Origin of the sequence: Ruixingdingia sedimenti (genome assembly GCF_031432425.1) — a bacterium.
Taxonomy (GTDB): Bacteria; Pseudomonadota; Alphaproteobacteria; order Rhodobacterales; family Rhodobacteraceae; genus Ruixingdingia; species Ruixingdingia sedimenti.
This window is the reverse complement of the sequence record NZ_JAVKPH010000029.1, coordinates 22,114-43,539: the sequence shown is the minus strand read 5'-3', so window position 1 is coordinate 43,539 and position 21,426 is coordinate 22,114. Positions and strand designations below refer to the sequence as shown.

Annotated in this window: 16 protein-coding genes; 6 read left to right on the top strand and 10 right to left on the bottom strand. The window is 71.1% G+C overall.

Translation table 11 applies throughout. From position 1 onward, the window contains the following. Positions 1-9: 9 nt before the first annotated feature. Complete coding sequence (locus tag RGD00_RS18550; RefSeq protein WP_310458767.1) at positions 10-402, top strand: F0F1 ATP synthase subunit epsilon; 393 nt, start codon at positions 10-12, stop codon at positions 400-402. Positions 403-453: 51 nt separating this feature from the next. Here the strand turns inward: RGD00_RS18550 and RGD00_RS18545 are convergent, their stop codons facing one another. From RGD00_RS18545 to RGD00_RS18520, 6 genes are all read right to left on the bottom strand, one after another. Continuing rightward, on the bottom strand, positions 454-1,848 hold the full coding sequence (locus tag RGD00_RS18545; RefSeq protein ID WP_310458766.1) for a sigma-54-dependent transcriptional regulator: 1,395 nt from the start codon (positions 1,846-1,848) through the stop codon (positions 454-456). Further along, the gene (locus tag RGD00_RS18540) at positions 1,845-2,288 is read right to left on the bottom strand and encodes a hypothetical protein (protein ID WP_310458765.1); all 444 of its coding nucleotides are present in this window, start codon (positions 2,286-2,288) and stop codon (positions 1,845-1,847) included. The genes RGD00_RS18545 and RGD00_RS18540 overlap by 4 nt, the downstream gene beginning before the upstream one ends. An 82-nt stretch (positions 2,289-2,370) precedes the next feature. Then, positions 2,371-4,263 carry a propionyl-CoA synthetase gene (locus RGD00_RS18535; RefSeq protein WP_310458764.1) on the bottom strand — a complete coding sequence of 631 codons (1,893 nt, stop codon included), beginning with the start codon at positions 4,261-4,263 and terminating at the stop codon, positions 2,371-2,373. A gap of 102 nt (positions 4,264-4,365) precedes the next feature. Further along, complete coding sequence (gene rocF / locus RGD00_RS18530; protein WP_310458763.1) at positions 4,366-5,292, bottom strand: arginase; 927 nt, start codon at positions 5,290-5,292, stop codon at positions 4,366-4,368. A gap of 316 nt (positions 5,293-5,608) precedes the next feature. Then, the gene (locus RGD00_RS18525; RefSeq protein WP_310458762.1) at positions 5,609-9,076 is read right to left on the bottom strand and encodes a pyruvate carboxylase; all 3,468 of its coding nucleotides are present in this window, start codon (positions 9,074-9,076) and stop codon (positions 5,609-5,611) included. Positions 9,077-9,300: 224 nt separating this feature from the next. After that, positions 9,301-9,429 (bottom strand): beta/alpha barrel domain-containing protein, encoded by a 129-nt coding sequence (locus tag RGD00_RS18520; RefSeq protein ID WP_425603438.1) that lies wholly within the window; start codon positions 9,427-9,429, stop codon positions 9,301-9,303. A 175-nt stretch (positions 9,430-9,604) separates the two neighbouring features. On the opposite strand from RGD00_RS18520, the gene RGD00_RS18515 reads away from it, so the two are divergent. The 5 genes from RGD00_RS18515 to ribD all read left to right on the top strand — a co-directional run bounded on the left by RGD00_RS18515 (position 9,605) and on the right by ribD (position 15,311). Next, positions 9,605-10,879, top strand: a complete 1,275-nt coding sequence (locus RGD00_RS18515) for a PucC family protein (RefSeq protein WP_310458761.1) — start codon at positions 9,605-9,607, stop codon at positions 10,877-10,879. After that, a complete protein-coding gene (locus tag RGD00_RS18510) occupies positions 10,876-11,406 on the top strand; it encodes an isopentenyl-diphosphate Delta-isomerase (RefSeq protein ID WP_310458760.1) in 531 nt (176 codons plus the stop codon). The genes RGD00_RS18515 and RGD00_RS18510 overlap by 4 nt, the downstream gene beginning before the upstream one ends. A 387-nt stretch (positions 11,407-11,793) precedes the next feature. Then, the gene (locus RGD00_RS18505) at positions 11,794-13,398 is read left to right on the top strand and encodes an OpgD/OpgG family glucan biosynthesis protein (RefSeq protein ID WP_310458759.1); all 1,605 of its coding nucleotides are present in this window, start codon (positions 11,794-11,796) and stop codon (positions 13,396-13,398) included. 351 nt (positions 13,399-13,749) lie between these two features. Beyond that, positions 13,750-14,217: a transcriptional regulator NrdR gene (gene nrdR / locus RGD00_RS18500; protein ID WP_310458758.1), complete on the top strand. Its 468-nt coding sequence runs from the start codon at positions 13,750-13,752 to the stop codon at positions 14,215-14,217. Then, positions 14,214-15,311 (top strand): bifunctional diaminohydroxyphosphoribosylaminopyrimidine deaminase/5-amino-6-(5-phosphoribosylamino)uracil reductase RibD, encoded by a 1,098-nt coding sequence (gene ribD / locus RGD00_RS18495; protein ID WP_310458757.1) that lies wholly within the window; start codon positions 14,214-14,216, stop codon positions 15,309-15,311. Before nrdR ends, ribD begins: the two co-directional genes overlap by 4 nt. 80 nt (positions 15,312-15,391) lie before the next feature. On the opposite strand, the gene RGD00_RS18490 is transcribed toward ribD, so the two are convergent. The 4 genes from RGD00_RS18490 to RGD00_RS18475 form a co-directional block, all read right to left on the bottom strand. Further along, positions 15,392-17,452 (bottom strand): capsular polysaccharide biosynthesis protein, encoded by a 2,061-nt coding sequence (locus tag RGD00_RS18490; protein ID WP_310458756.1) that lies wholly within the window; start codon positions 17,450-17,452, stop codon positions 15,392-15,394. Positions 17,453-17,455: 3 nt separating this feature from the next. Beyond that, positions 17,456-18,595, bottom strand: coding sequence for a polysaccharide biosynthesis/export family protein (locus RGD00_RS18485; protein ID WP_310458755.1), 1,140 nt, complete (start codon positions 18,593-18,595; stop codon positions 17,456-17,458). An 83-nt stretch (positions 18,596-18,678) separates the two neighbouring features. Beyond that, positions 18,679-19,992: a capsule biosynthesis protein gene (locus RGD00_RS18480; RefSeq protein WP_310458754.1), complete on the bottom strand. Its 1,314-nt coding sequence runs from the start codon at positions 19,990-19,992 to the stop codon at positions 18,679-18,681. 383 nt (positions 19,993-20,375) lie between these two features. After that, positions 20,376-21,362, bottom strand: a complete 987-nt coding sequence (locus RGD00_RS18475; RefSeq protein WP_310458753.1) for an alpha/beta fold hydrolase — start codon at positions 21,360-21,362, stop codon at positions 20,376-20,378. Positions 21,363-21,426: the final 64 nt, after the last annotated feature.

Below are 21,426 nucleotides of genomic sequence, written 5' to 3'. Positions count from 1 at the left end.
GGGGGCGACATGGCCAATACGGTGCAGTTCGACCTGGTATCGCCCGAGCGCCGGCTTGCCGCGATCGCTGCGACCGAGGTCCAGATCCCGGGCGCCGAGGGCGACCTGACGGCGATGGAGGGGCACGCCCCCACCATCACCACCCTGCGCCCCGGCGTGCTGCGCGCGGTGTCGCCGGCGGGCACGCAGGCCTATGCGGTGACCGGCGGTTTCGCGGAAATCACCGCGGCCTCGGTGGTCGTGCTGGCGGAACGCGCGATCCCGGTGGCCGAGGTGACGGCGGCCGACATGGACGCGCTGGTGGCCGAGGCCCGCGCGCGGGCAGAGGCCCCGGCCGACCGCGCCGCGGCGGACAAGTATCTTGCCGACATGCTGGCGTTGCAGGCGGCCGTGAACGCCTGATCGCCGCGGCATCGGAACAAAGGGCCCCCGCCGCAAGGCCGGGGCCCTTTTTCACGGCTGCTGCCCGCCCCGCGCCCATCCGTCGCGCTTGCGGTAGAGGGTCGATGGCGCGACGTCGAGTTCCCGTGCCGCGCGCGGCACCGATCCGCCGTGGCGGGCGATCGCGGCCTCGATCACCAGCTGTTCGATTTCTGCCAGCGTCCGGCCCGCCAGCGTTTCGATCCCGGGCGCGGCGGGCGGCAGGGCGGGGCCGTCGGGCGCCGCCGGATCGGTGCTTTCGACCAGCCGGTCGGGCAGCATCGCGGGCGTGACCAGCGGCCCGTCGTTCAGCACCACCACATTGCGGATGACATTCAGCAACTGGCGCACATTGCCGGGCCAGGGCAGGCTGCGCAGCAGCGCCTTCACATCGCCGTCGAGCCCGGCGAAACCGCGTCCCTCCTCGGCGGCAAAGCGGGTCAGCGCGGCTTCGGCGATTTCCACCACATCGTCGCCGCGCTCGCGCAGGGGCGGCATGTGGATCGGCACCACGAACAGCCGGTAGAACAGATCCTCGCGGAAGGTGCCGCGGCGCACGGCCTCCAGCGGGTCGCGGTTGGTCGCGCAGACGATGCGCACATCCACCTTGCGGGGCTTGGTCGCGCCCACCGGCGTCACCGTCGAGGTTTGCAGGAACCGCAGCAGTTTCGGCTGCAGCGCCAGATCCATCTCGCACACCTCGTCCAGAAAGAGGGTGCCCCCGTCCGCTGCCACCGCCGCGCCGGGCTTGTCGCCGACCGCGCCGGTGAAGGCGCCGCGCACATGGCCGAACACCTCGGATTCCAGCAGGTCGGTGGGGATCGCGCCGCAGTTGAGCGCGATGAACGGCCCCCGCGCGCGCGGCGACAGGTCATGGATCGACTGCGCGCAGATCTCCTTTCCGGTGCCGCTTTCGCCGGTGATGAAAACGGTGGCCATCGAGGGCGCGACCGAGCGGATCTTGGCATGGATGTCGGTCATCGCCGCCGAACTGCCCAGAAAGCCCTGGGTCGGCGGGGCGCCGTTGTGGCGGGGGCGGGCGCCCGGGGCGGGGGGCGGCGTTTCCTGCACCCTGAGCGCGTTTTCCACCGAATGGATGATGCGCTGTTCGTCCACCGGCTTGACCAGAAAGTCATGCGCGCCCGCCCGCATCGCCTCGACTGCCTGGTTGATCGAGGCGTTGGAGGTGATGACGATGATCCGCGTCCCGGGCCGTGCGGCCAGCATCTCGCGCATCACCGACAGGCCGTCGCGGTCGGGCAGCATGAGGTCGAGCAGCACCACCCGCGGTTCCTCGGCGTGAAAGGCGCGCAGGCCCGCGGCGGCGGTGGCGGCGGCGGTGATCGTGTGGCCCGCGGCCTCCAGCACCGCGCGATAGGCGAAACGCAGCGCGGGCGTGTCCTCGATCAGCAGCAGCGGCGGGGTCATGCCGGGCACCCCGCGGCGGCGGCCCGCAGAAGGCCGGGCAGGGCGGCAAGCTGGCGGCGGATCCCCGGCGCGATGCGGCGGATCGCGGCGCCGTCGCGGGCGCAGGCGGCGGCATGCAGCCGTTCCGCCCCCCGGCGCAGCCCGTCGGCCCCGACGGTGCCGGTCAGCGCGATCAGCACATGCGCCTGCGCCCGGATCTCGGCCCAGTCGGGCCCCGGGGGGCGCGCGGGCGGCCGGGGCAGGGCGGCGGCAAGGCGGCGGTCGACCTCGGCCAGATCCTCGGTCAGGCGGGCCAGAAGTTCGGGCACCGCCTCTGCCCCGATGGCGGCAAAAAGCTGGTCGAGCCGCGCGACCCGCAAAGATGGCGCTGCGGCGGATATGGAAAAGGCATTGCTGCGGCGCCTCTCGGCGGCCCTGTTGCCGCCGTCGTCGTCGGACATAAAATCACCTTGCACCCTTCACACTGTTCCAGATTACGCAACAATGCAGCCGGGGCAAGACTGCCCCGGCATTTTCACACGCTTAACGTGCGGGCAGGCCCAATCCGGCCAGCGCCGCGCGGATCTCGTCGAGGATCGCGGGGTCGTCGATGGTGGCGGGCACCTTGAACGTCTCGCCATCCGCGATCTTGACCATGGTCGCGCGCAGGATCTTGCCCGAACGGGTCTTGGGCAGCCGGTCCACCACCACGGCCTTCTTGAAATCCGCCACCGGGCCGATGCGTTCGCGCACCAGTTTCACGCATTCGGCCACGATGTCGGCATGCGGGCGGTCGCAGCCCTTGTTGAGGCAGAGGAACCCGAGCGGCACCTGACCCTTGAGCGCATCGGCCACCCCCACCACCGCGCATTCGGCGACATCGGGATGGCTGGCCAGCACCTCCTCCATCGCGCCGGTGGACAGGCGGTGGCCCGCGACATTGATCACGTCATCGGTGCGCGCCATGATGTAGAGGTATCCGTCATCGTCGATATAGCCCGCATCGCCGGTTTCGTAATAGCCGGGGAAGTGGTCGAGGTAGCTTTTGAGGAACCGTTCCTCCGCGTTCCACAGCGTGGGCAGCGTGCCGGGCGGCAGGGGCAGTTTCACCGCGATCGCGCCGAGCGTGCCGGGCGGCACCGGGTGCCCGCCCTCGTCCAGCACCTGCACGTCATAGCCCGGCATCGGCACCGAAGGCGAGCCGAGCTTGACCGGCAGCAGTTCGACCCCCACCGGGTTCGCGGCGATGGCCCATCCGGTTTCCGTCTGCCACCAGTGGTCGATGACCGGCACGCCCAGCTTGTCCTGCGCCCAGGTGATCGTGTCCGGGTCCGCCCGTTCCCCTGCCAGATAGAGCGTGCGCAGCGACGACAGGTCGTAGCCGCCGACCAACCGGCCTTCCGGGTCGTCGCGCTTGATGGCGCGGAAGGCGGTGGGGGCGGTGAAGAAGCTGGCGACCCGGTGGTCCTGGATCACGCGCCAGAAGGTGCCGGCATCGGGGGTGCCCACGGGCTTGCCCTCGAACACGATGGTGGTGTTGCCGTGGATCAGCGGCGCATAGCAGATATAGCTGTGCCCCACGACCCAGCCCACGTCCGAGGCGGCCCAGAACACCTCGCCCGGGTCCACCCCGTAGATGTTCCGCATGGACCAGTTCAGCGCCACCAGATGGCCGCCGGTGTGGCGCACGACGCCCTTGGGCTGGCCCGTGGTGCCCGAGGTATAGAGGATATAGGCCGGGTGGTTGCCCTCGACGGGCACGCAATCCGCAGGCTCCACCCCGTACTGGAAGGCATGCCAAGCGTAGTCGCGGCCCTCGACCAGTTGCGCCACCTCCTGTTCGCGCTGGAAGATCACGCAGAAGTCGGGCTTGTGCGCGGCAAGGTCGATGGCGCCGTCCAGCAGCGGTTTGTAATGCACGATCCGCCCCGGCTCGATCCCGCAGCTGGCGGCGAGGATGGCCTTGGGTTTCGCGTCGTCGATGCGGGTGGCGAGTTCGGCGGCGGCGAAACCGCCGAACACCACCGAATGGATGGCGCCGATGCGGGCGCAGGCCAGCATCGCCTCCAGCGCCTCGGGGATCATCGGCATGTAGATGATCACCCGGTCGCCCTTGGCGATGCCCTTGGCGGCCAGGGCGCCGGCAAGGCGCGCGACACGGTCCTGCAGTTCGGCATAGGTGATCTTGTGGACGGTGCCGGTGACGGGGCTGTCGTGGATGATGGCGATCTGGCTGCCGCGCCCGGCGGCGACATGGCGGTCCACCGCGTTCCAGCAGGTGTTGACCAGCCCGTCGGCAAACCATTCGTAGATCGGCGCGCGGTCGGCGAACAGCGCGCGCGAGGGCGCGCGCACCCAGTCGATGGCGCGGGATTCGTTCATCCAGAATGCTTCGGGGTCGGCTTTCCAGCGGGCATAGAGATCTGCGTAGGCCAAGATGTTCCTCCTCTGGGGCGACAGTCTGTTACGCGCTGAGGGAAATTTTCACAAGAATATTACTCAAATTTACAAGGCTCTGCCCTGCGGCGGATCGCGCGGTCAGCCGAAGCTGCGCGTCGGGCGGTCGAACACCTTGCGGCCCATCAGGCTGCCGACCAGATCCACCATCAGCTTGGCGGTGCGCCCGCGTTCGTCGAGGAAGGGGTTCAGTTCCACCAGATCGAGGCTGGTGACGAGGCCGCTGTCGTGCAGATGTTCCATCACCAGATGCGCCTCGCGGAAGGTGATGCCGCCGGGCACGGTGGTGCCGACCGCGGGCGCGATGCCGGGGTCGAGGAAATCGACGTCGAGCGAGACATGCAGCATCCCCCCCGCCGCGCGCACCCGGTCGAGAAAGGCGCGCAGGGGGGCGACGATGCCGGATTCGTCGATGTCGCGCATGTCGACGACCGTGACCTGCCGGGCCAGCATGGTGGCATATTCCGCCGGGTCGATGGACCGGATGCCGTAAAGGCAGATCCGGTCGGCGGGGACCGGCGCGGGGAAGGGCGCAAAGGCGTCGAAGCCGGGCTCGCCCGCGATATAGGCCAGCGGCGTGCCGTGCAGGTTGCCGCTGGTGGTGGTCAGCGGCGTGTGGAAATCGGAATGCGCGTCGAGCCACAGCACGAACAGGGGCCGCCCCACGGCCGCCGCCTGCGCCGCCACCCCGGCGACGGACCCGAGCGAAAGCGAATGGTCGCCCCCCATGAAGATCGGAAACCCCGCCGCCATCGCCGCCTGCCCGGCCGCGGCCAGCGCGCGGGTCCAGGCGACGGTTTCGGCCAGGGAATGGACGGCCGGATTGGGGCTGTGGATGGCCGAAAGGGGGCCGGGGGCCAGATCGCCCCGGTCCTCGACCCCATGGCCCAGATCCGCCAGCGCCTGCGCGATCCCCGCCACGCGATAGGCCGCGGGCCCCATCAGGCACCCGGCCCGGCGCTGGCCACTGTCGATCGGCGCGCCGATCAGGATGCGGGGCAGGGACATGGCGGCACCTCCGTTCCGGGGGCCAGCGTCCGACATTGCGCCGCGTCCCGCAAGGGGCTTCACCCCGGCGGTGGCGCGGGGGGATGGGGCGGTGGCCTCCGGCGGGGATATTTAGGGACAGAAAATGAACAGGGGCGCTTCCCGCCCGGCCTCCGGCCCGGCGGGAAGCGCAGGAGCCTCCGGCGGGGATATTCAAGTCCAGCCTGAAGAGGCGGGGGCGTGCCCCTGTTCACTTTCTGTCCATAAATATCCCGGGGTCCGGGGCAGCGCCCCGGCGCCGCCCCCGACGCGAAAGCGCCGCCGGGGGCACGGGGCCTCAGCCCTCGAACTCCACCAGCAGGTCCTTGGCCTCGACCTGTGCGCCGGGGGTGATGTGGACGGCCTTGACCACGCCCGCGCGTTCGGCATGCAGGCCGGTTTCCATCTTCATCGCCTCGATGGTCAGCATCAGGTCGCCCGCGTTGACCTTCTGCCCCGCGCCGACCGCGACCGAGGCGATGGAGCCCGGCATCGGCGCGCCGACATGGGCGGGGTTGCCGTCCTCGGCCTTGGGGCGGCGGGCGGCGGTGGCCTTGATCGCGCGGTTGGGCACGCGGATCACGCGCGGCTGGCCGTTCAGCTCGAAGAACACCTTGACCTCGCCGTCCTCGCCCGTCTCGCCCACCGTCAGCAGGCGGATTTCCATCGTCTTGCCTGGGTCGATCTCGACCGAGATTTCCGCGCCCGGTTCCATCCCGTAGAAGAAGGCGCGCGTCGGCAGGGTGCGCACGGGGCCGTAGACGGCGTGGCGCTGGCGGTAATCGAGAAAGACCTTGGGATACATCAGGTAGCCGTTCAGGTCCTCGTCGTCGATGGTCTGGGCATCGGCATCCTCGCCCGCCCGGGCGCGCACCTCGGCCAGCGCGGTGGCGCGGGCGGCCTCGAAATCGACCGGGGGCAGGTGCCGGCCGGGGCGGTCGGTCGAGGGCGTTTCGCCCTTGAGCACCTTGCGCAGGATGCCTTCGGGCCAGCCGCCCGGGGGCTGGCCGAGGTTGCCGCGCAGCATGTCCACGACCGAATCCGGGAAGGCGACCTCGACCGCCGGGTCCTCGACCTGCGCGCGCGTCAGCCCCTGCGCCACCATCATCAGCGCCATGTCGCCCACCACCTTGGAGGACGGCGTGACCTTCACGATGTCGCCGAACATCGCGTTCACATCGGCATAGGCCTGGGCCACCTCGTGCCAACGGTCCTCGAGCCCGAGGCTGCGCGCCTGCGCCTTGAGGTTGGTGAACTGCCCGCCGGGCATTTCGTGCAGGTAGACCTCGGACGCGGGGGCCTGGAGGCCGCTCTCGAACGCCGCATATTCGCTGCGCGCGGCTTCCCAGTAGTTGGAAATCGCGCGGATCGCGCCGATGTCGAGCCCGGTGTCGCGGTCGGTATGCCGCAACGCCTCGACGATGGAGCCGAGCGTGGGCTGGCTGGTGTTGCCCGACAGCGCATCCATCGCGCAATCGACCGCATCCACCCCCGCCTCTGCCGCCGCCAAAATCGTGGCGCCGCCGAGGCCCGAGGTGTCATGGGTGTGGAAATGGACGGGCAGGCCGACCTCTTCCTTCAGCGCCTTGATGAGGATGCGGGCCGAGGCCGGTTTCAGCAGCCCCGCCATGTCCTTGAGGCCGAGGACATGCGCGCCCGCGTCGCGCAGCGCCTTGCCCATGGCGACGTAATAGGCCAGGTCGTATTTCGGCCGCGCCGGATCCAGCAGGTCGCCGGTATAGCAGATCGCGGCCTCGCAGACCTTGTTGGCCTCGATCACCGCATCCATGGCGACGCGCATGTTCTCGACCCAGTTGAGGCTGTCGAACACGCGGAACACGTCCACCCCCGATGCCGCCGCCTGCGCGACGAAGGCGCGGACCACGTTGTCGGGGTAGTTGGTATAGCCCACGCCGTTCGAGGCGCGCAGCAGCATCTGGGTCATCAGGTTGGGCATGGCCCGGCGCAGGTCGCGCAGGCGCTGCCAGGGGCATTCCTGCAGAAAGCGGTAGGCGACATCGAAGGTCGCGCCGCCCCAGCATTCGACGCTGAACAGCCCCGGCAGGTTCGCCGCATAGGCGGGTGCGACGCGGATCATGTCGTGGCTGCGCATGCGGGTGGCCAGCAGCGACTGGTGCCCGTCGCGCATCGTGGTGTCGGTGATCAGCAGCCGCTTTTGCGCCGCCATCCAGTCGGCCACCGCCTGCGGCCCCTTTTCGTCCAGCAGGGTGCGCGTGCCCGGCGCGGGATCGGCGCGCAGCGCGGGTGGGCGGGCGGGGCGGGCCTGCGCGGCGGGGCGCGGGCGGCCGGCGGTTTCGGGATGGCCGTTCACGGTGATGTCGGCGACATAGGTCAGGATCTTGGTCGCCCGGTCGCCCCGGCGCTGGAAGTGGAACAGATCCGCCGTCGTGTCGATGAACTTGGTCGTGTACCGGTTCGACAGGAAGGTGGGATGTTTCAGCAGGTTTTCGACGAAGGCGATGTTGGTGCTGACGCCCCGGATGCGGAATTCGCGCAGCGCGCGGTCCATCCGGGCGATGGCCATTTCGGGCGTGGGGGCCCAGGCCGTGACCTTTTCCAGCAGGCTGTCATAGTACCGCGTGATCACCGCACCCGAATAGGCGGTGCCGCCATCCAGCCGGATGCCGTGGCCGGTGGCGCCGCGATAGGCGGTGATGCGGCCGTAATCGGGGATGAAGTTGTTCTGCGGATCCTCGGTCGTCACCCGGCACTGGATGGCATGGCCATGCAGGCGGACCTCGGACTGGCCGGCGGCGCCCGTGGCCTCTGCCAGCGTCGCGCCCTCGGCGATCAGGATCTGGGCGCGCACGATGTCGATGCCGGTCACTTCCTCGGTGACGGTATGTTCGACCTGGACGCGGGGGTTCACCTCGATGAAGTAGAACTTGCCCTCGTCCATATCCATCAGGAACTCGACCGTGCCGGCGTTGCGGTAGCCCACGGCGCGGCCGATCTTCAGGCCGAGATCGCAGATTTCCGCCCGCTGCGCATCGGTCAGATAGGGCGCGGGGGCACGTTCGACGACCTTCTGGTTGCGCCGCTGCACGGTGCAGTCGCGTTCATAAAGATGGTAGAGCCCGCCGTGGCCGTCGCCGAGCAATTGCACCTCGACATGGCGGGCGCGCTGGATCATCTTTTCCAGATAGCCCTCGCCGTTGCCGAAGGCGGCCTCTGCCTCGCGCCGCCCTTCGCGGACCTTGGCGTCGAGTTCGTCCGCGTTCAGGATCGGGCGCATGCCGCGCCCGCCGCCGCCCCAGCTGGCCTTGAGCATCAGGGGATAGCCGATGGCATCGGCCATGCGGCGGACCTCTGCCATGTCGTCGCCCAGAACCTCGGTCGCGGGAATGACAGGCACCCCGGCCGCGATCGCCACCCGCCGGGCGCTGGCCTTGTCGCCGAGCCGGCGCATCGTGTCGGCGGTCGGGCCGATGAAGGCGATGCCGGCCTCGGTGCAGGCATCGACGAATTCGGGGTTTTCCGACAGCAGGCCATAGCCGGGGTGGATGGCGTCGGCGCCCGACATCTTGGCCACCCGGATGATTTCCGGGATCGAGAGATAGGCCCCCACCGGCGACAGGCCCTCGCCGATCCGGTAGGCCTCGTCCGCCTTGAAGCGGTGCAGCGAAAGCTTGTCTTCCTCGGCGTAGACCGCGACCGTACGCTTGCCCAGTTCGTTCGCGGCCCGCATCACGCGGATCGCGATCTCGCCGCGGTTGGCGATCAGAAGTTTCTGGAAATCAGCCATCTTTCCCCCCGAGGGTGCGAGTCGCGCCGCACTGTAGAGACGAATTGCCGCGGTGCAATAGAGGCGGTGCAGCGAAGTGACGTTTTAATGACAGCCATAGGTTTGCGCTTCTGCCACCGCACAGGGGGACGGGCGGGGAGACGGGGCGGGGGCGGTTCAGCGGCCCGTGGCGGCGTCGAAGGCGGCATGGGTTCCGAAGGTCTCTGCCATCCGCGCGATGGAGGTCAGGGGACGGGGGAGTTCGGCGGCACCTCGATCCGGGTGACGCCCGCGGCCACCGGCGCCGCGGCCACGGGCAGGGCCCCGGGCGGGGTCAGGCCGCGCAGGATGGCGATCCGGGGGTGGTGCTGCATGGGGCCGCGCCTTCGGTCCGGAGGCCGGAAATCGAGCCCCCGGAAACAATCCCGGTGCGACGGCGGGGCCGCTTGAAGGCCGCGCGGCGGCGCACTACGGTCGCGCCATGCGGAATGCCCCTCCTCCTCTTCCGGCGCGCCTGTGCCCTGTTTCCCTCGCGCTGCGGGGGCGGCCATGACCCTCGGTTGGGCGGGGATCCTGCGCATCGGCGTGGTGCAGATGAGCCTCGGCGCGGTCGTGGTGCTGATGACCTCGACGCTGAACCGGCTGATGGTGGTGGAATTCGCGTTGCCCGCGGTGCTGCCGGGGGCGCTGGTGGCGTTCTATTACGGGATCCAGATCACCCGGCCGAACTGGGGGTTCCTGGCCGATACCGGCGGCAGCCGCACGCGGTGGGTGCTGCGGGGGATGGCGGCGCTGGCGGCCGGGGCGTTCCTGGCGGCCTGGGCGGTGACGCTGCTGGATACGGCGCGGGCGGCGGCGCTGGCGCTGTCGGTGCTGGCCTATGGGCTGATCGGCATCGGCGTGGGGGCGGCGGGCACCTCGGCGCTGGCGCTGCTGGCCATCGCCACCGCGCCCGCGCGCCGCGCGGCGGCGGCGGCGCTGACCTGGGGGATGATGATCTTCGGCATCGCCGCGACGGCGACCATCGCGGGGGGGATGCTCGACCCCTACGGGCCGGGGCGGTTGCTGGCGGTGGTGGGCGTGGTGACGGCGGGGGCGCTGGTGGCGACCGTGCTGGCGGTCTGGCGCATCGACCGCGGCCTGCCCCCGGCGCCGCCGCCCGAATCCACCCCCCTGCGCGCGGGGCTGGCAGAGATCTGGGCCGAACCGGCGGCGCGGCGCTTCACCCTGTTCGTGTTCCTGTCGATGCTGGCCTATTTCATGCAGGAACTGATCCTGGAACCCTTCGGCGGCCTCGTCTTTGCCATGACGCCGGGGCAGACGACCACGCTGTCGGGGATGCAGAACGGCGGCGTGCTGGCGGGGATGATCGTGGTGGCGGTGGCGGGCACGGGCCTTGGCTGGGGCAGCCTGCGGGTCTGGGTCACGGCGGGCTGCGCGGGATCGGCGGGCGCGCTGGCGGCGATCGCGGCGGTGGGCGCCGGGGGGACGCAGGCGATGCTCTGGCCCGCGGTGGCGGGGCTGGGGCTCTTCAACGGGATGTTCGCGGTGGCGGCGGTCGGCGCGATGATGGCGCTGGCCGGGCAGGGCCGCGCGGCGCGCGAGGGCACGCGGATGGGCCTCTGGGGTGCGGCGCAGGCGGTGGCGGCCGGATCGGGCGGGTTTCTGGGCGCGGCGCTGGCCGATCTGCTGCGCCTGATGCTGCCGCCCGCGCCCGCCTTCGGCGCCGTGTTCCTGGCCGAGGCGGCGCTGTTCCTCGCCGCCGCGGTCATGGCCTGGCGGGTGATCGCGGCCCCGGGGGCGCGGGCGGGGGCCACGGCATGACCGGCGCGGCCGATACGCCGATCCCCGCCTGGGTGGACGGCGTGCTGACGCCGGTGGGCAAGCTCGCCGTGCACCGGCGGGGCCTGCGCCACAAGGCGGTGTCGGTCTTCGTCATCCGCGGCGCCGAGGTGCTGATCCAGCGCCGGGCGGCGGGCAAGTACCATACCCCCGGGCTCTGGGCCAACAGCTGCTGCACCCATCCCCACTGGGCCGAGGATCCCGCCGCCTGCGCGCTGCGCCGCCTGCGCGAGGAACTGGGGATCACCGGCCTGTCCCCCGCCTTCGCCGGGCAGGTGGAATACCGCGCCGAGGTGGGCGGCGGCATGGTGGAACACGAACTGGTCGACATCTTCACCGCCCCCGCCCCGCCGGGGCTGGCGGTGACACCAGACCCTGCCGAGGTCGCCGGGATCCGCTGGATCGACCGCTACATGCTGGCCGCCGAATGCACCCGCCACCCCGAACGCTTCACCCCCTGGTTGCGCATCTACATGGCCGGCCACGCCGACCGCATCCTCGGCCCCTAGGGGGCGTGGGTTGCCACCTCGGGGGGCATCGAGCCCCCCTCGCCGGCGCTGCCGCGGCCCCGGGGGGGCGCGCTGGCCGCGATTTCGGACGGGTGGTGCGGGTGGGCGGGTCGGGGGCCTCCGGCGGGGATATTTGGGGACAGAAAGTGTGCAGGGTTTCGCGCACCGGTTTGCGTCGCTTCCCGTCCCTGAATATCCCGGGGCGCCGGCGGGTAGCGCCGCGGGTTCGAGAACCGGCAGGCCACGGGGCGGCCGGCCATGTGCCCCGTTCCGCGCGCGGGTCCGCCGGTATTCCGCCATCCCGCCGCGCCCCCTTGATTTCGCCGTGATCCGGCGGCAATCGCTGGTGCGCCCGCCCCGCGCCGGCCCGAATCCCGGAGAGTCGTCTTGCCCCTGCCGCCCGTCCGCCTGCCCCTTTCGCCCCGTGCCGCCCTGGCCGCGCTTTGCCTGACGCTCGCCGCCCTGCCGCCCGCCGCCGCGCAGCAGGCGGTGGCGGTGCCCGCCTCTGCCGTCCAGGTGCAGGGGGGCGAGATCCCGTTCAGTTTCGACCTGCTCGCCGCGCGCGCCGCGGCCCTCGCCGCCGCGCCCCATGTCCCCGCCCCGGTGCGCGCGCCCGAGGTGCTGGAGCGGATCGACTACGACGCCCACTGGCGCATCCGCTTCCGCCCCGAGCGCACGGTGGATCTGGGCGGCGTGCCGGTGCAGCTGTTCCATCTGGGCACCTATTTCCGCCAGCCGGTGCGGATGTTCGCCGTCCGGGACGGCGCGGCGCGCGAGATCGCCTATGCGCCCGATTTCTTCGACATGCCCGCGGACAGCCCGGCCCGCGCGCTGCCCCCGGATGCGGGCTTTGCCGGGTTCCGCATCATGCGGCCGGATCTGGCGTCGGACTGGATTTCCTTCCTCGGCGCGGCCTATTTCCGCACCGACGGGGCCGAACGGCAATATGGCCAGTCGGCGCGCGCGGTGGCGGTGGACACCGGGCTGTCCACGCCCGAGGAGTTTCCCCGCTTCACCGAATTCTACATCGAGCCGGCCCCCGGCCCCGACCATGACGTGGTGATCCATGCGCTGCTGGACGGCCCGCGCCTCGCCGGCGCCTGGCGGATGGCGATCCGGCATCGCGACGGGGCGGGGCAGGTGATGGATGTCGAAAGCCGCCTCTATTTCCGCGCGCCGGTCGAACGGCTCGGCATCGGGCCGCTGACCTCGATGTACTGGTATTCGGAAACCAACCGCTTCCAGTCCTTCGACTGGCGCCCCGAGGTGCACGACACCGACGGGCTGATGATGCTGACCGGGGCGGGGGAACGGATCTGGCGGCCGTTGATGAACCCCGACCGGGTGGTGACATCGAGCTTCGAGGACGTGAACCCGCGCGGCTTCGGCCTTGTCCAGCGCGACCGGGCCTTCGCGAATTACCAGGACGACGGGGTGTTCTACGACAGGCGCCCCGCGGTCTGGATCGAACCCCGGGGCGACTGGGGCGCGGGCGCGGTGCAGCTGGTCGAGATCCCGACCGATGACGAGATCTATGACAACATCGTCGCCTTCTGGAACCCGGCGCAAAAGCCGCAGCCGGGGCAGGAGATGCGCTTCGACTACCGCATGACCTGGGCCTCGGACGTGCCGGAAAAGGGGCCGGTGGCGCGCACCGTGGCCACGCGGATCGGCGCGGGCGGCGTGCCGGGCCATCCGCGGCCCGAGGGGCAGATCAAGGTGGTGATCGACTTCGCGGGCGGGGCGCTCGAGGGGCTCGGCCAGCAGGACGGCGTGGTGCCGCGGATCAGCGCGCCGGCGGGGGTGGACCTGCTGAACCCCTACGCGCTGCCGATCGCGCGGCACGGCGGCTGGCGGCTGGTCTTCGACCTGAAGGCCCCGCCGGGGGTGGAGACGCTGGACCTGCGCGCCTATCTGGAACGCGAGGGCGTGGCGCTGACGGAAACCTGGCTGGGTCAGGTGCATCCCGGCCAGATCGCGCGGCTGCGGTAAGGGGCCGGGCGTGCTGCGGGTGGAGGGGACAGCGCCGGGGGCCAGCCCCCGGACCCCCGGAGTATTTGAGAAAAGGTGAAGCCGCATCCGCCTTGTTCAAGGGGAAAGCGCGCCCTGCATCTTCAGGCTGGCCCAAATATCCCGGGGGTCCGGGGGCTGGCCCCCGGCGCTGTCCTCGACGCCGCGCGCCGCCCGGCGGTCGCCCCGGCAGAAAGGGGCGGGCCGGCGGATTGAGTCCCCACGGCAACAGGCCGCACCAAATCTTGTGGCCTGCGCGAAGGGCCTACCCAGCCGATGCCGTGCCGCCTATAGTGCTTGCGGAAGGTTTCAGGCAACATCCGAGGGACACCCATGCGCTGCCCGTTCTGCGGCAATATCGACACGCAGGTGAAGGACTCCCGCCCTGCCGAGGATCACGTCTCCATCCGCCGCCGCCGGTTCTGCCCGGCCTGCGGCGGGCGCTTCACCACCTACGAACGGGTGCAGCTGCGCGACCTCGTGGTCATCAAGTCCAGCGGCAAGCGCGAGGATTTCGACCGCTCGAAACTCGAACGCTCCATCCGCATCGCGATGCAGAAACGCCCGATCGAGCCCGAGCGGATCGACCAGATGATTTCCGGCATCGTGCGGCGGCTGGAAAGCATGGGCGACACCGATGTGCCCTCGAAGGTCATCGGCGAGATCGTGATGGAGACGCTGGCCCGGATCGACACCGTGGCCTATGTGCGGTTCGCCAGCGTCTACAAGAACTTCCAGGCCGCGGGCGATTTCGACAAGTTCGTCTCGGAACTCCGGCCGCAGGCGCGGGACGAGGAGTGAGCGCCGATAACGACGCCCGCCACATGCGCCATGCGCTGGCGCTGGCGGCGCGCGGGTTGGGGCGGGTCTGGCCCAATCCGGCGGTGGGCTGCGTGATCGTCGCGGGCGGGCGGATCGTCGGGCGCGGCTGGACGCAGCCGGGCGGGCGGCCGCATGCCGAACCCGGGGCGCTGGCGCAGGCGGGTGCGGCGGCGCGCGGCGCCACGGCCTATGTCAGTCTTGAACCCTGCGCCCATCACGGCAAGACCCCGCCCTGTGCCGCAGCCTTGGCCGCCGCGGGCGTGGCGCGGGTGGTGACGGCGCTGGAGGACCCGGACCCGCGCGTCGCGGGCGGCGGCCATGCGATGCTGCGCGCCGCGGGGGTCGAGGTCGCCACCGGCGTGATGACGGCAGAGGCCGCGCGGCTCAACCGCGGCTTTCTGTCGCGGATCACCCGCGGGCGGCCGATGGTGACGCTGAAGCTCGCCACCTCCTTCGACGGGCGGATCGCGACCGGGGCGGGCGAAAGCCGCTGGATCACCGGGGCCGAGGCGCGGGCGCGGGTGCATCTGATGCGCGCGACGCATGACGCGGTGCTGGTCGGCGGCGGCACGGCGCGGGCGGACGACCCGGAACTGACGGTGCGCGGCCTCGGCATCGCGCATCGGCCGGTGCGGGTGATCGCCGCCGCCACGCTCGACCTGCCGCGGGGCGGGCGGCTGGCGGCCAGCGCGGGGCAGGCGCCGTTGTGGCTGGTGCACGGGCCGGATGCGCCCGCGGCGGCGCGGGCCTATTGGCAGGGCCTCGGCGCGCGGCTGGTCGAGGTCGCGGCCCCCGGCGGGCGGATCGACCCCGGCGCGATGCTGGCGCAACTGGGGGCCGCGGGGCTGACGCGGGTCTTTTGCGAGGGCGGCGGGCAATTGGCCGCCGCGCTGCTGGACTCCGGGCTGGTCGATGAACTGGTGGGCTTCACCGCCGGGCTGATGCTCGGGGCCGATGGCCGGCCCGCCATCGGCGCGCTCGCCCCCCGCGCGCTGGCGGCGATGCCGCGCTTCCGGCTGATCGAGACGCTGCCGGTCGGCGGCGACGTGCTGCATCGGTGGGAGCTGGCCTGACCCAAGGCCGTCCCTCTTCACTTTCTGTCCTTAAATATCCCGGGGTCCGGGGCAGCGCCCCGGCGCCGCCCTTTCCACCTCTACCGCCAGAGCGGTGCAAAGGAGGCCAGCGCCCCCTGCGCCTTGGCCAGCACCCGCAGCACGGGGCCACCGCGCGCCACGGCGCCGGAGGCCAGCCGCTCCACCGCCACCTCGGGCGGGCAGGGCAGGCCCGTCACCGGGTCGCGGTAGCGGGGATAGGCGATCAGGGCGGCATGGGCCAGCGCGTGCAGGCCGGGGCGCGCCTGCCGCCGGGCGGGCAGGGGGCAAAGGTCGCGGGTCAGGCCCCAACCGGCATAGAAGGGCGTGCCGAGGCAGGTGACGGGCAGCCCGCGCAACAGCGCCTCGAAGCCGAGGGTGGAGGTGATCGTCCAGACCTCATCGGCCACGGCCAGCGCGGCGGCGGCGTCGATGCCTGCCAGCGTCACATCGGCCAGCCGCGCCGCATCCGCTGCGGCCACGGCCCCCGGGCGCAGGCCCGCGGCCACATCGGGGTGGGGTTTCCACAGGATCACCGCTTGCGCGTTTTCCGCCCGCACCCGTTCCAGCAGCGCCAGATTGGTTGCCACCTCCCCGGCGCCGAGGCGGATCGAGGCGTCGTCCTCCACCTGACCGGGCACGAGGATGCGGCGGCCCGGCGGCAGGTCGGGAACCGGCCCGCCGCCGAGGTTGTATTTCGTCACCCCCCGCGCCGCCAGCGCCGCCACCAGCCGTTCCGCCCGCCGTTCGCCCCCCGCCGGGCAGGGGGCGGCGATCAGCCTTTCCAGCCGGCTTTCGCCTGCGGGGTCGTAGTAGATGCCCAGATCGTCGGTCACGAGGCTGAGCGGCGGCACCAGATCGGCGCCGAGGCCCCGGGATCGCAGGAACCCGTCCTCCACCCGCCGGACCGTCACGCCGGGGGCGGCCAGCCCCTCCGGCGCCTTCCCGGCCCAGACCAGCAGCCCGCGCCCCTCGGCCCCGGCCTGCGCCAGCGCGCGGGCGGGCGGGTCGGCGAAGCGCAACGGTTTTTCGGTGCCGAAGAACCGTTGCAGATGGCCGCGTTTCCACAGCCGCATGCCGGTGGCGACATGGCCCGTGCGATCCTCGCGATAGGCGCGCACCTGCGCCTCCAGCTGGTCCAGCGCCTCTTCGAAGGAACACAGGCGGTCGCGGCAGGGGTCGTACCATGTTGGGGCGAGGATCATCGCGGCGGCGAAGATCTGCGCCCGCGTCAGGCGGCGGCTGCGCCGGGGCAGGGGGCCGGCCTCGTCCCGGCTCAGCCCCCAACCGGCATAGAAGGGGCGGCCGAGAACCACGGGGCGGTGGCCGGCGAGGATCGCCTCGAACCCCAGTTGCGACGACACGGTATAGACCGCGATGGCCCCTTCCAGCAGGGCCTGCGGCGCGACCGGATCGGACAGCAGCGTGATGTTGCCCCGCGCGTCCTCGGGCCCGAAATGGCCCGCGCGCAGGCCCATCGCGGTTTCGGGATGGGTGCGGATGACGATCCGCGCGCCCGGATGGTCGTCCTGCGCGCGGAACAGCATCTCGCGGAAGGTGGCCCAGGTCGCCCCGCCATGGGTGATCGCGGCATCGCCGGCGGTCTGGTCCACCACCAGCACATAGCCGGGGGGCGGGGCGGGCAGGGCGGGGTCATGGGCGTTGTATTTCGACAAGGACCCCGCGGCCAGCCGCGCCATCCCCTCGCGCGCGCGGTCCAGCAGGGCGGTGTCGTCGAGCGGGTGGCGCGCCAGCAGGACCTCCAGCGCCGAGGGGGCGGCGGCGTCGAAATGCACCCCGCCCGTGCGGTCGATCAGCAGCCCCAACGGCCCCTCGCCCGCCCGCCCGGGGCGGATGGAGCGTAAAAAGGCGTCCTCGATCCGCACCAGCCCGGCGCCGGTGGCCGCCGCCAGCCGTTCGCCCCGCGCGGCGATGGGGCTGCGGCCCCAGACGCCGACCAGATCGTCCGGCCCGGGCCGCCCCAGCACCACCGGGCGCAGCCCCGCCAGCGTCAGGATCCGCCGCACCCGCCCCGGCCGCGCCAGCCCCCCCGCCCGAACGAAAAGCCGCCGGGGGGCATCCCCGGCGGCTTCCAGTCCTGCGGCGGCATCCGCCCCCCGCATGGCCTAGCTGCCGGAGCCAAGGCTCGCCAGCGAATCCGCGGTGGTGGCGCTGCCGGTGATCGCGCCGAGCGTCTTTTGCCATTGCACGAAGGGCGCCTCGGTCACATAGACGGTATCGCCGTCGCGGATCACGAAGTCGCGGGCGTGGAACATGCCCATCGGCTGCGTCAGGTCCAGCACATAGACCATCCGCTGATCGCCCCGAAGGTCGTTGCGGCCCAGAACGTTGTTGGCGATTTCCGCCGGTTCGTTGCGGAAGACGAAGACGCCCGTGGGATCGGCAAGGTTGGTGGACAGCCCGCCGACGGTGGCGATGGCCTCGATCGCCGAAAGGGTCTGGGTGTCGAAGGGCACGCGCGTCTGCGCCCCGGTCGCGCCGAGGGCGACGAAGGCGCGGCGGTCCTCCTCGACCACGATCCGGTCGCCGGGGCGCAACGGAATGTCGAGCGAGGGGTTGTCGTAAAGGTCCTGCAACCAGACCTGCCCGGTGCGCGCCCCGCGCGTCACCCGCACCAGCGCCACCGCCGGTTCGATCGCGACGCCGCCCGCGGCGGCGATCATCGCGGTCAGCGTGCGCGTCGGCCGTTCGATCGGATAGACGCCCTGACCGCCCACGCCGCCCGATACCGTGACCGTCGCCCCGTTGCCCGCCACGCGGTTCACCGTGACCTGCGGGTCGGGCGTCTGGGTGTCGAGCTTGCGGGTGATCGCCTGGCGCAGCCCTTCGGGCGTCTGGCCGGCGGCCTTGATGCGCCCGGCATAGGGCACGAAGATATAGCCCTGCCCGTCGACCTGCACTTCCTCCAGCACCGCGACGCGGCTGCCGGTGGCGGACAGCAGGGGTTCGTCCCGCACGTTCTCGATCACCTGCAACGACAGCGTGTCGCCCGCCGCGATGGTGTCGGACCCCATGATCCCGGCCCCCGTGAAGGCCGACCCGAAGCCGAGCGCGGGCACCACCGCGGTCGCCCGCGTCACCCGGTCGTTGACCGCCACCACGAAGGCATCGCCCTGCTTCAGCACCGAACCGGCATAGATTTCACGCTTGTTGGGCCCCGAACGCGGCAGGCCGCAGGCCGCAACCGTCGCGCCGACCGCAACGAGGGCCAGAAGCCGGGCCCCGGTCGAAAGATACAATTTCACTGCTCGCGCTCCTTGGTGGAAGCCGTATGTTTTTTGCCACGCTAGCGAAAAATCGCCCGTCGCGCCAGTTTTCCGGCCCGCTGTCAGTTCACGAGCCGCAACTGTTGCCGTGGTGCCGCGTTTCCGCTGCTGAGCGCGTCATAGGGATCCTGCGGCGCCAGCATCATGTCGACCACCTGCCGCAGCAACTCGCGCCGCCCCCGCGCGGAATAGAACCCGCCCGCGATCTGGCTGGTTTCCAGCAGGTAATGGCGGTAGTCGCGATAGGCGCGGCTGTCGGGCCGGGTGGGGTTAGCGAAGAATTCCGCCAGCGGTTGCGCGGACACGAATTCCGGTTTGGCATAGACCGCCGCGCCGAAAACCTTGAGCGGCATCCCCCGCCACAGCACCTGTTGCCCGGCGGTGGAATTGACCGTCACCGCGGTGCGCGCATGGTTCAGAAGACCCGCGAGCTTGCCGCCGCGCACGAAATGCACCCGGCCCGCCACGCCCAGATCGGCGGCCTTGCGCCGGATTTCCCGCCGCAGCGCGACGCGCCCGTCCTCCAGCGGATGGGCCTTGAACACCAGATGGTGGTGCGAGGGCGCGCCGCGGGCAAAGCCTTCCAGCACCAGATCGGTGAATTCGGTCATGGTGGAAAAGGGCGAATGCATGCGGAAGCTGGAATCGTGTTCCAGTTGCAGCAGCACCAGATGATAGGGATAGCCGCCCGACCGCACCCGCCAGCTTTCCACCGCGCGTTCCAGCCGGTGGAAGGGCATCAGCAGCAACCGGCGCAGGTAAAGCTGGAACTCGCGCATCACCGGCACGCCCCGGTGCGGGTGGAAATTGCGGTAGCGCCGGTTCAGCGCCAGCACGCAGCCGTGATAGAGCGCGCCATAGAAGATGTGCTGGCGCATGTCGCCCCACCGCGCGGGGGCGTCGGGCAGATCCATGTCCAGCTGCGCCAGCGCCGCCTGCATCTGGGGCAGGGTCATCTGCATCAGCCGCGAATGCCCGTTGGACCCGCCGCGTTCGTAGCTGACCCAATAGGGGCGCAGATAGCCTTCCTCGAACACATGCACGGCGATGCTCTGCGCGCGCGCCGCCGCCACCGCCTGCGCATGGATCGGGCGGGTGTCGCCGTAAAGCACGATGTCGGTGATCCGCTTTTCGGCGCTGATGCGTGCGAAGGCCGCGGGCCAGTCGGCGGCGGCGCCGGTGAAGGGGATATAGCTCGCACGGTCGGGCCAGAACGCCTCGTCCCCGCGGTTGAAGCCGACGCGCCAGACCTCTGCCCCCGCGGCGCGCAGCATCCGGCCGAGCGCGTGGAACCAGGGCCCGTGCGGCCCCTGAAGGAACAGGAACCGCCGGCCCGTGCCGGGGGTATGGGTCGCGCCGGGGCTGTCGGTCGTCATCGCTGTCCCTGCCTTGATGGCCCATGCCTGTACCAAAACGGCCATGCTGCCAAGGGGGATGATCCGCAGCGGTGGGGCGGATTTATGGCCCGGGCCGGGCGCCGGGATGTTTTCCCGCAGCGTTGCGCCCGGCGATGAGGACAGCGCCGGGGGCTTCGCGCCCCCGGATCCCCGCGGGATATTTGGGCCAGCCTGAAGAACGGGCGCTCTTGCGAGACGGGAACGAAGGCTGTTCTTCAGGCTGGATCTAAATATCCCCGCCGGAGGCCGCCGTCCTCACCACCTGCACATATGCCGCGGGCTAGGGCACGTCCCCCTTCATTTTCTGTCCTTAAATATCCCGGGGGTCCGGGGGCTGGCCCCCGGTCCTGTCCTCTTCGCCCTCAGGCGCGCTTGCCGTCGAGGCTTTCCAGGAACCGCAGGATATGGGCGTTCAGTTCCCCGGTCGCCTCGCGCTGGATCCAGTGGCCCGCGCCCTCGATCAGGAACACGCCGCGGCTGTCGGCATAGTTCCAGTCGGCATCGGCATAGCGGTCGTAGCCGTCCATGAAGCGCGATCCCTCGCGCGTGCCGCCGACGAAGATCGCCGGCTGCTGGATCTTGCGGCCGCGCCAGGGGGCCATTTCCTGCCAGTCGATGTCCTGCGCGCGATAGCGGTTCAGCGGCCCGCGCATGCCGTTGCGGCGGAAGAGTTCGGCATATTCCGCGACCTCGGCGGGGTTCATCCAGTGCGGCATCGGGTCGGGTTCCGGCAGCCCGTCGAGCAGCGTCGTCGATCCTTCGGGCCGCAGCAGCGCCACCAGCGTGTCCTGCGGCGCATCGCCCGAGAGGTTATAGTGCATCACCCGGACGAAGCGTTCGAGGTCGCCCTCGAATTCCGCCTCCGCCTGGCCCTCGAAACGGTTGAAATAGTGCTGGTAGAAGAGTTCCTTGGGATACCGCTTTTCCCAGTAGTCGCGCGGGTTCACGGTGTATTTGTGCGGCGTGGACGACAGCCCGATCAGCGCCCGGATGCGTTCGGGGTGGACCACGGCGGTGTTGTAGACGATGGGCGCGCCCCAGTCGTGGCCGACGATCACCGCGGTGCCGTCATCGCTCAGCGCCGCGATGGCGGCGGCGTTGTCGGCGCAGTGGTTCAGCATCGTGTAGGACGACACCTCGTGCGGCGCGCCCGAGCCGCCATAGCCGCGCACGTCGATCGCCGCGGCGCGATAGCCGGCGGCCGCCAGCGCCTCCATCTGCGGGCGCCAGGAGATCCAGGCATCCGGCCAGCCGTGCACCATCAGCACCAGCGGGCCTTCGCCCAGGGTGTGGACGCAAAGCCGTACCCCGTCGGGTGCGGTGACGAAATGTTCGGTATAGTCGGCCATGGCGATCCTCCCCGGTCTGGCGGGGAAAGGCTAGCCCGGCTTTCCCGGGGCGCAGTACCGCCCC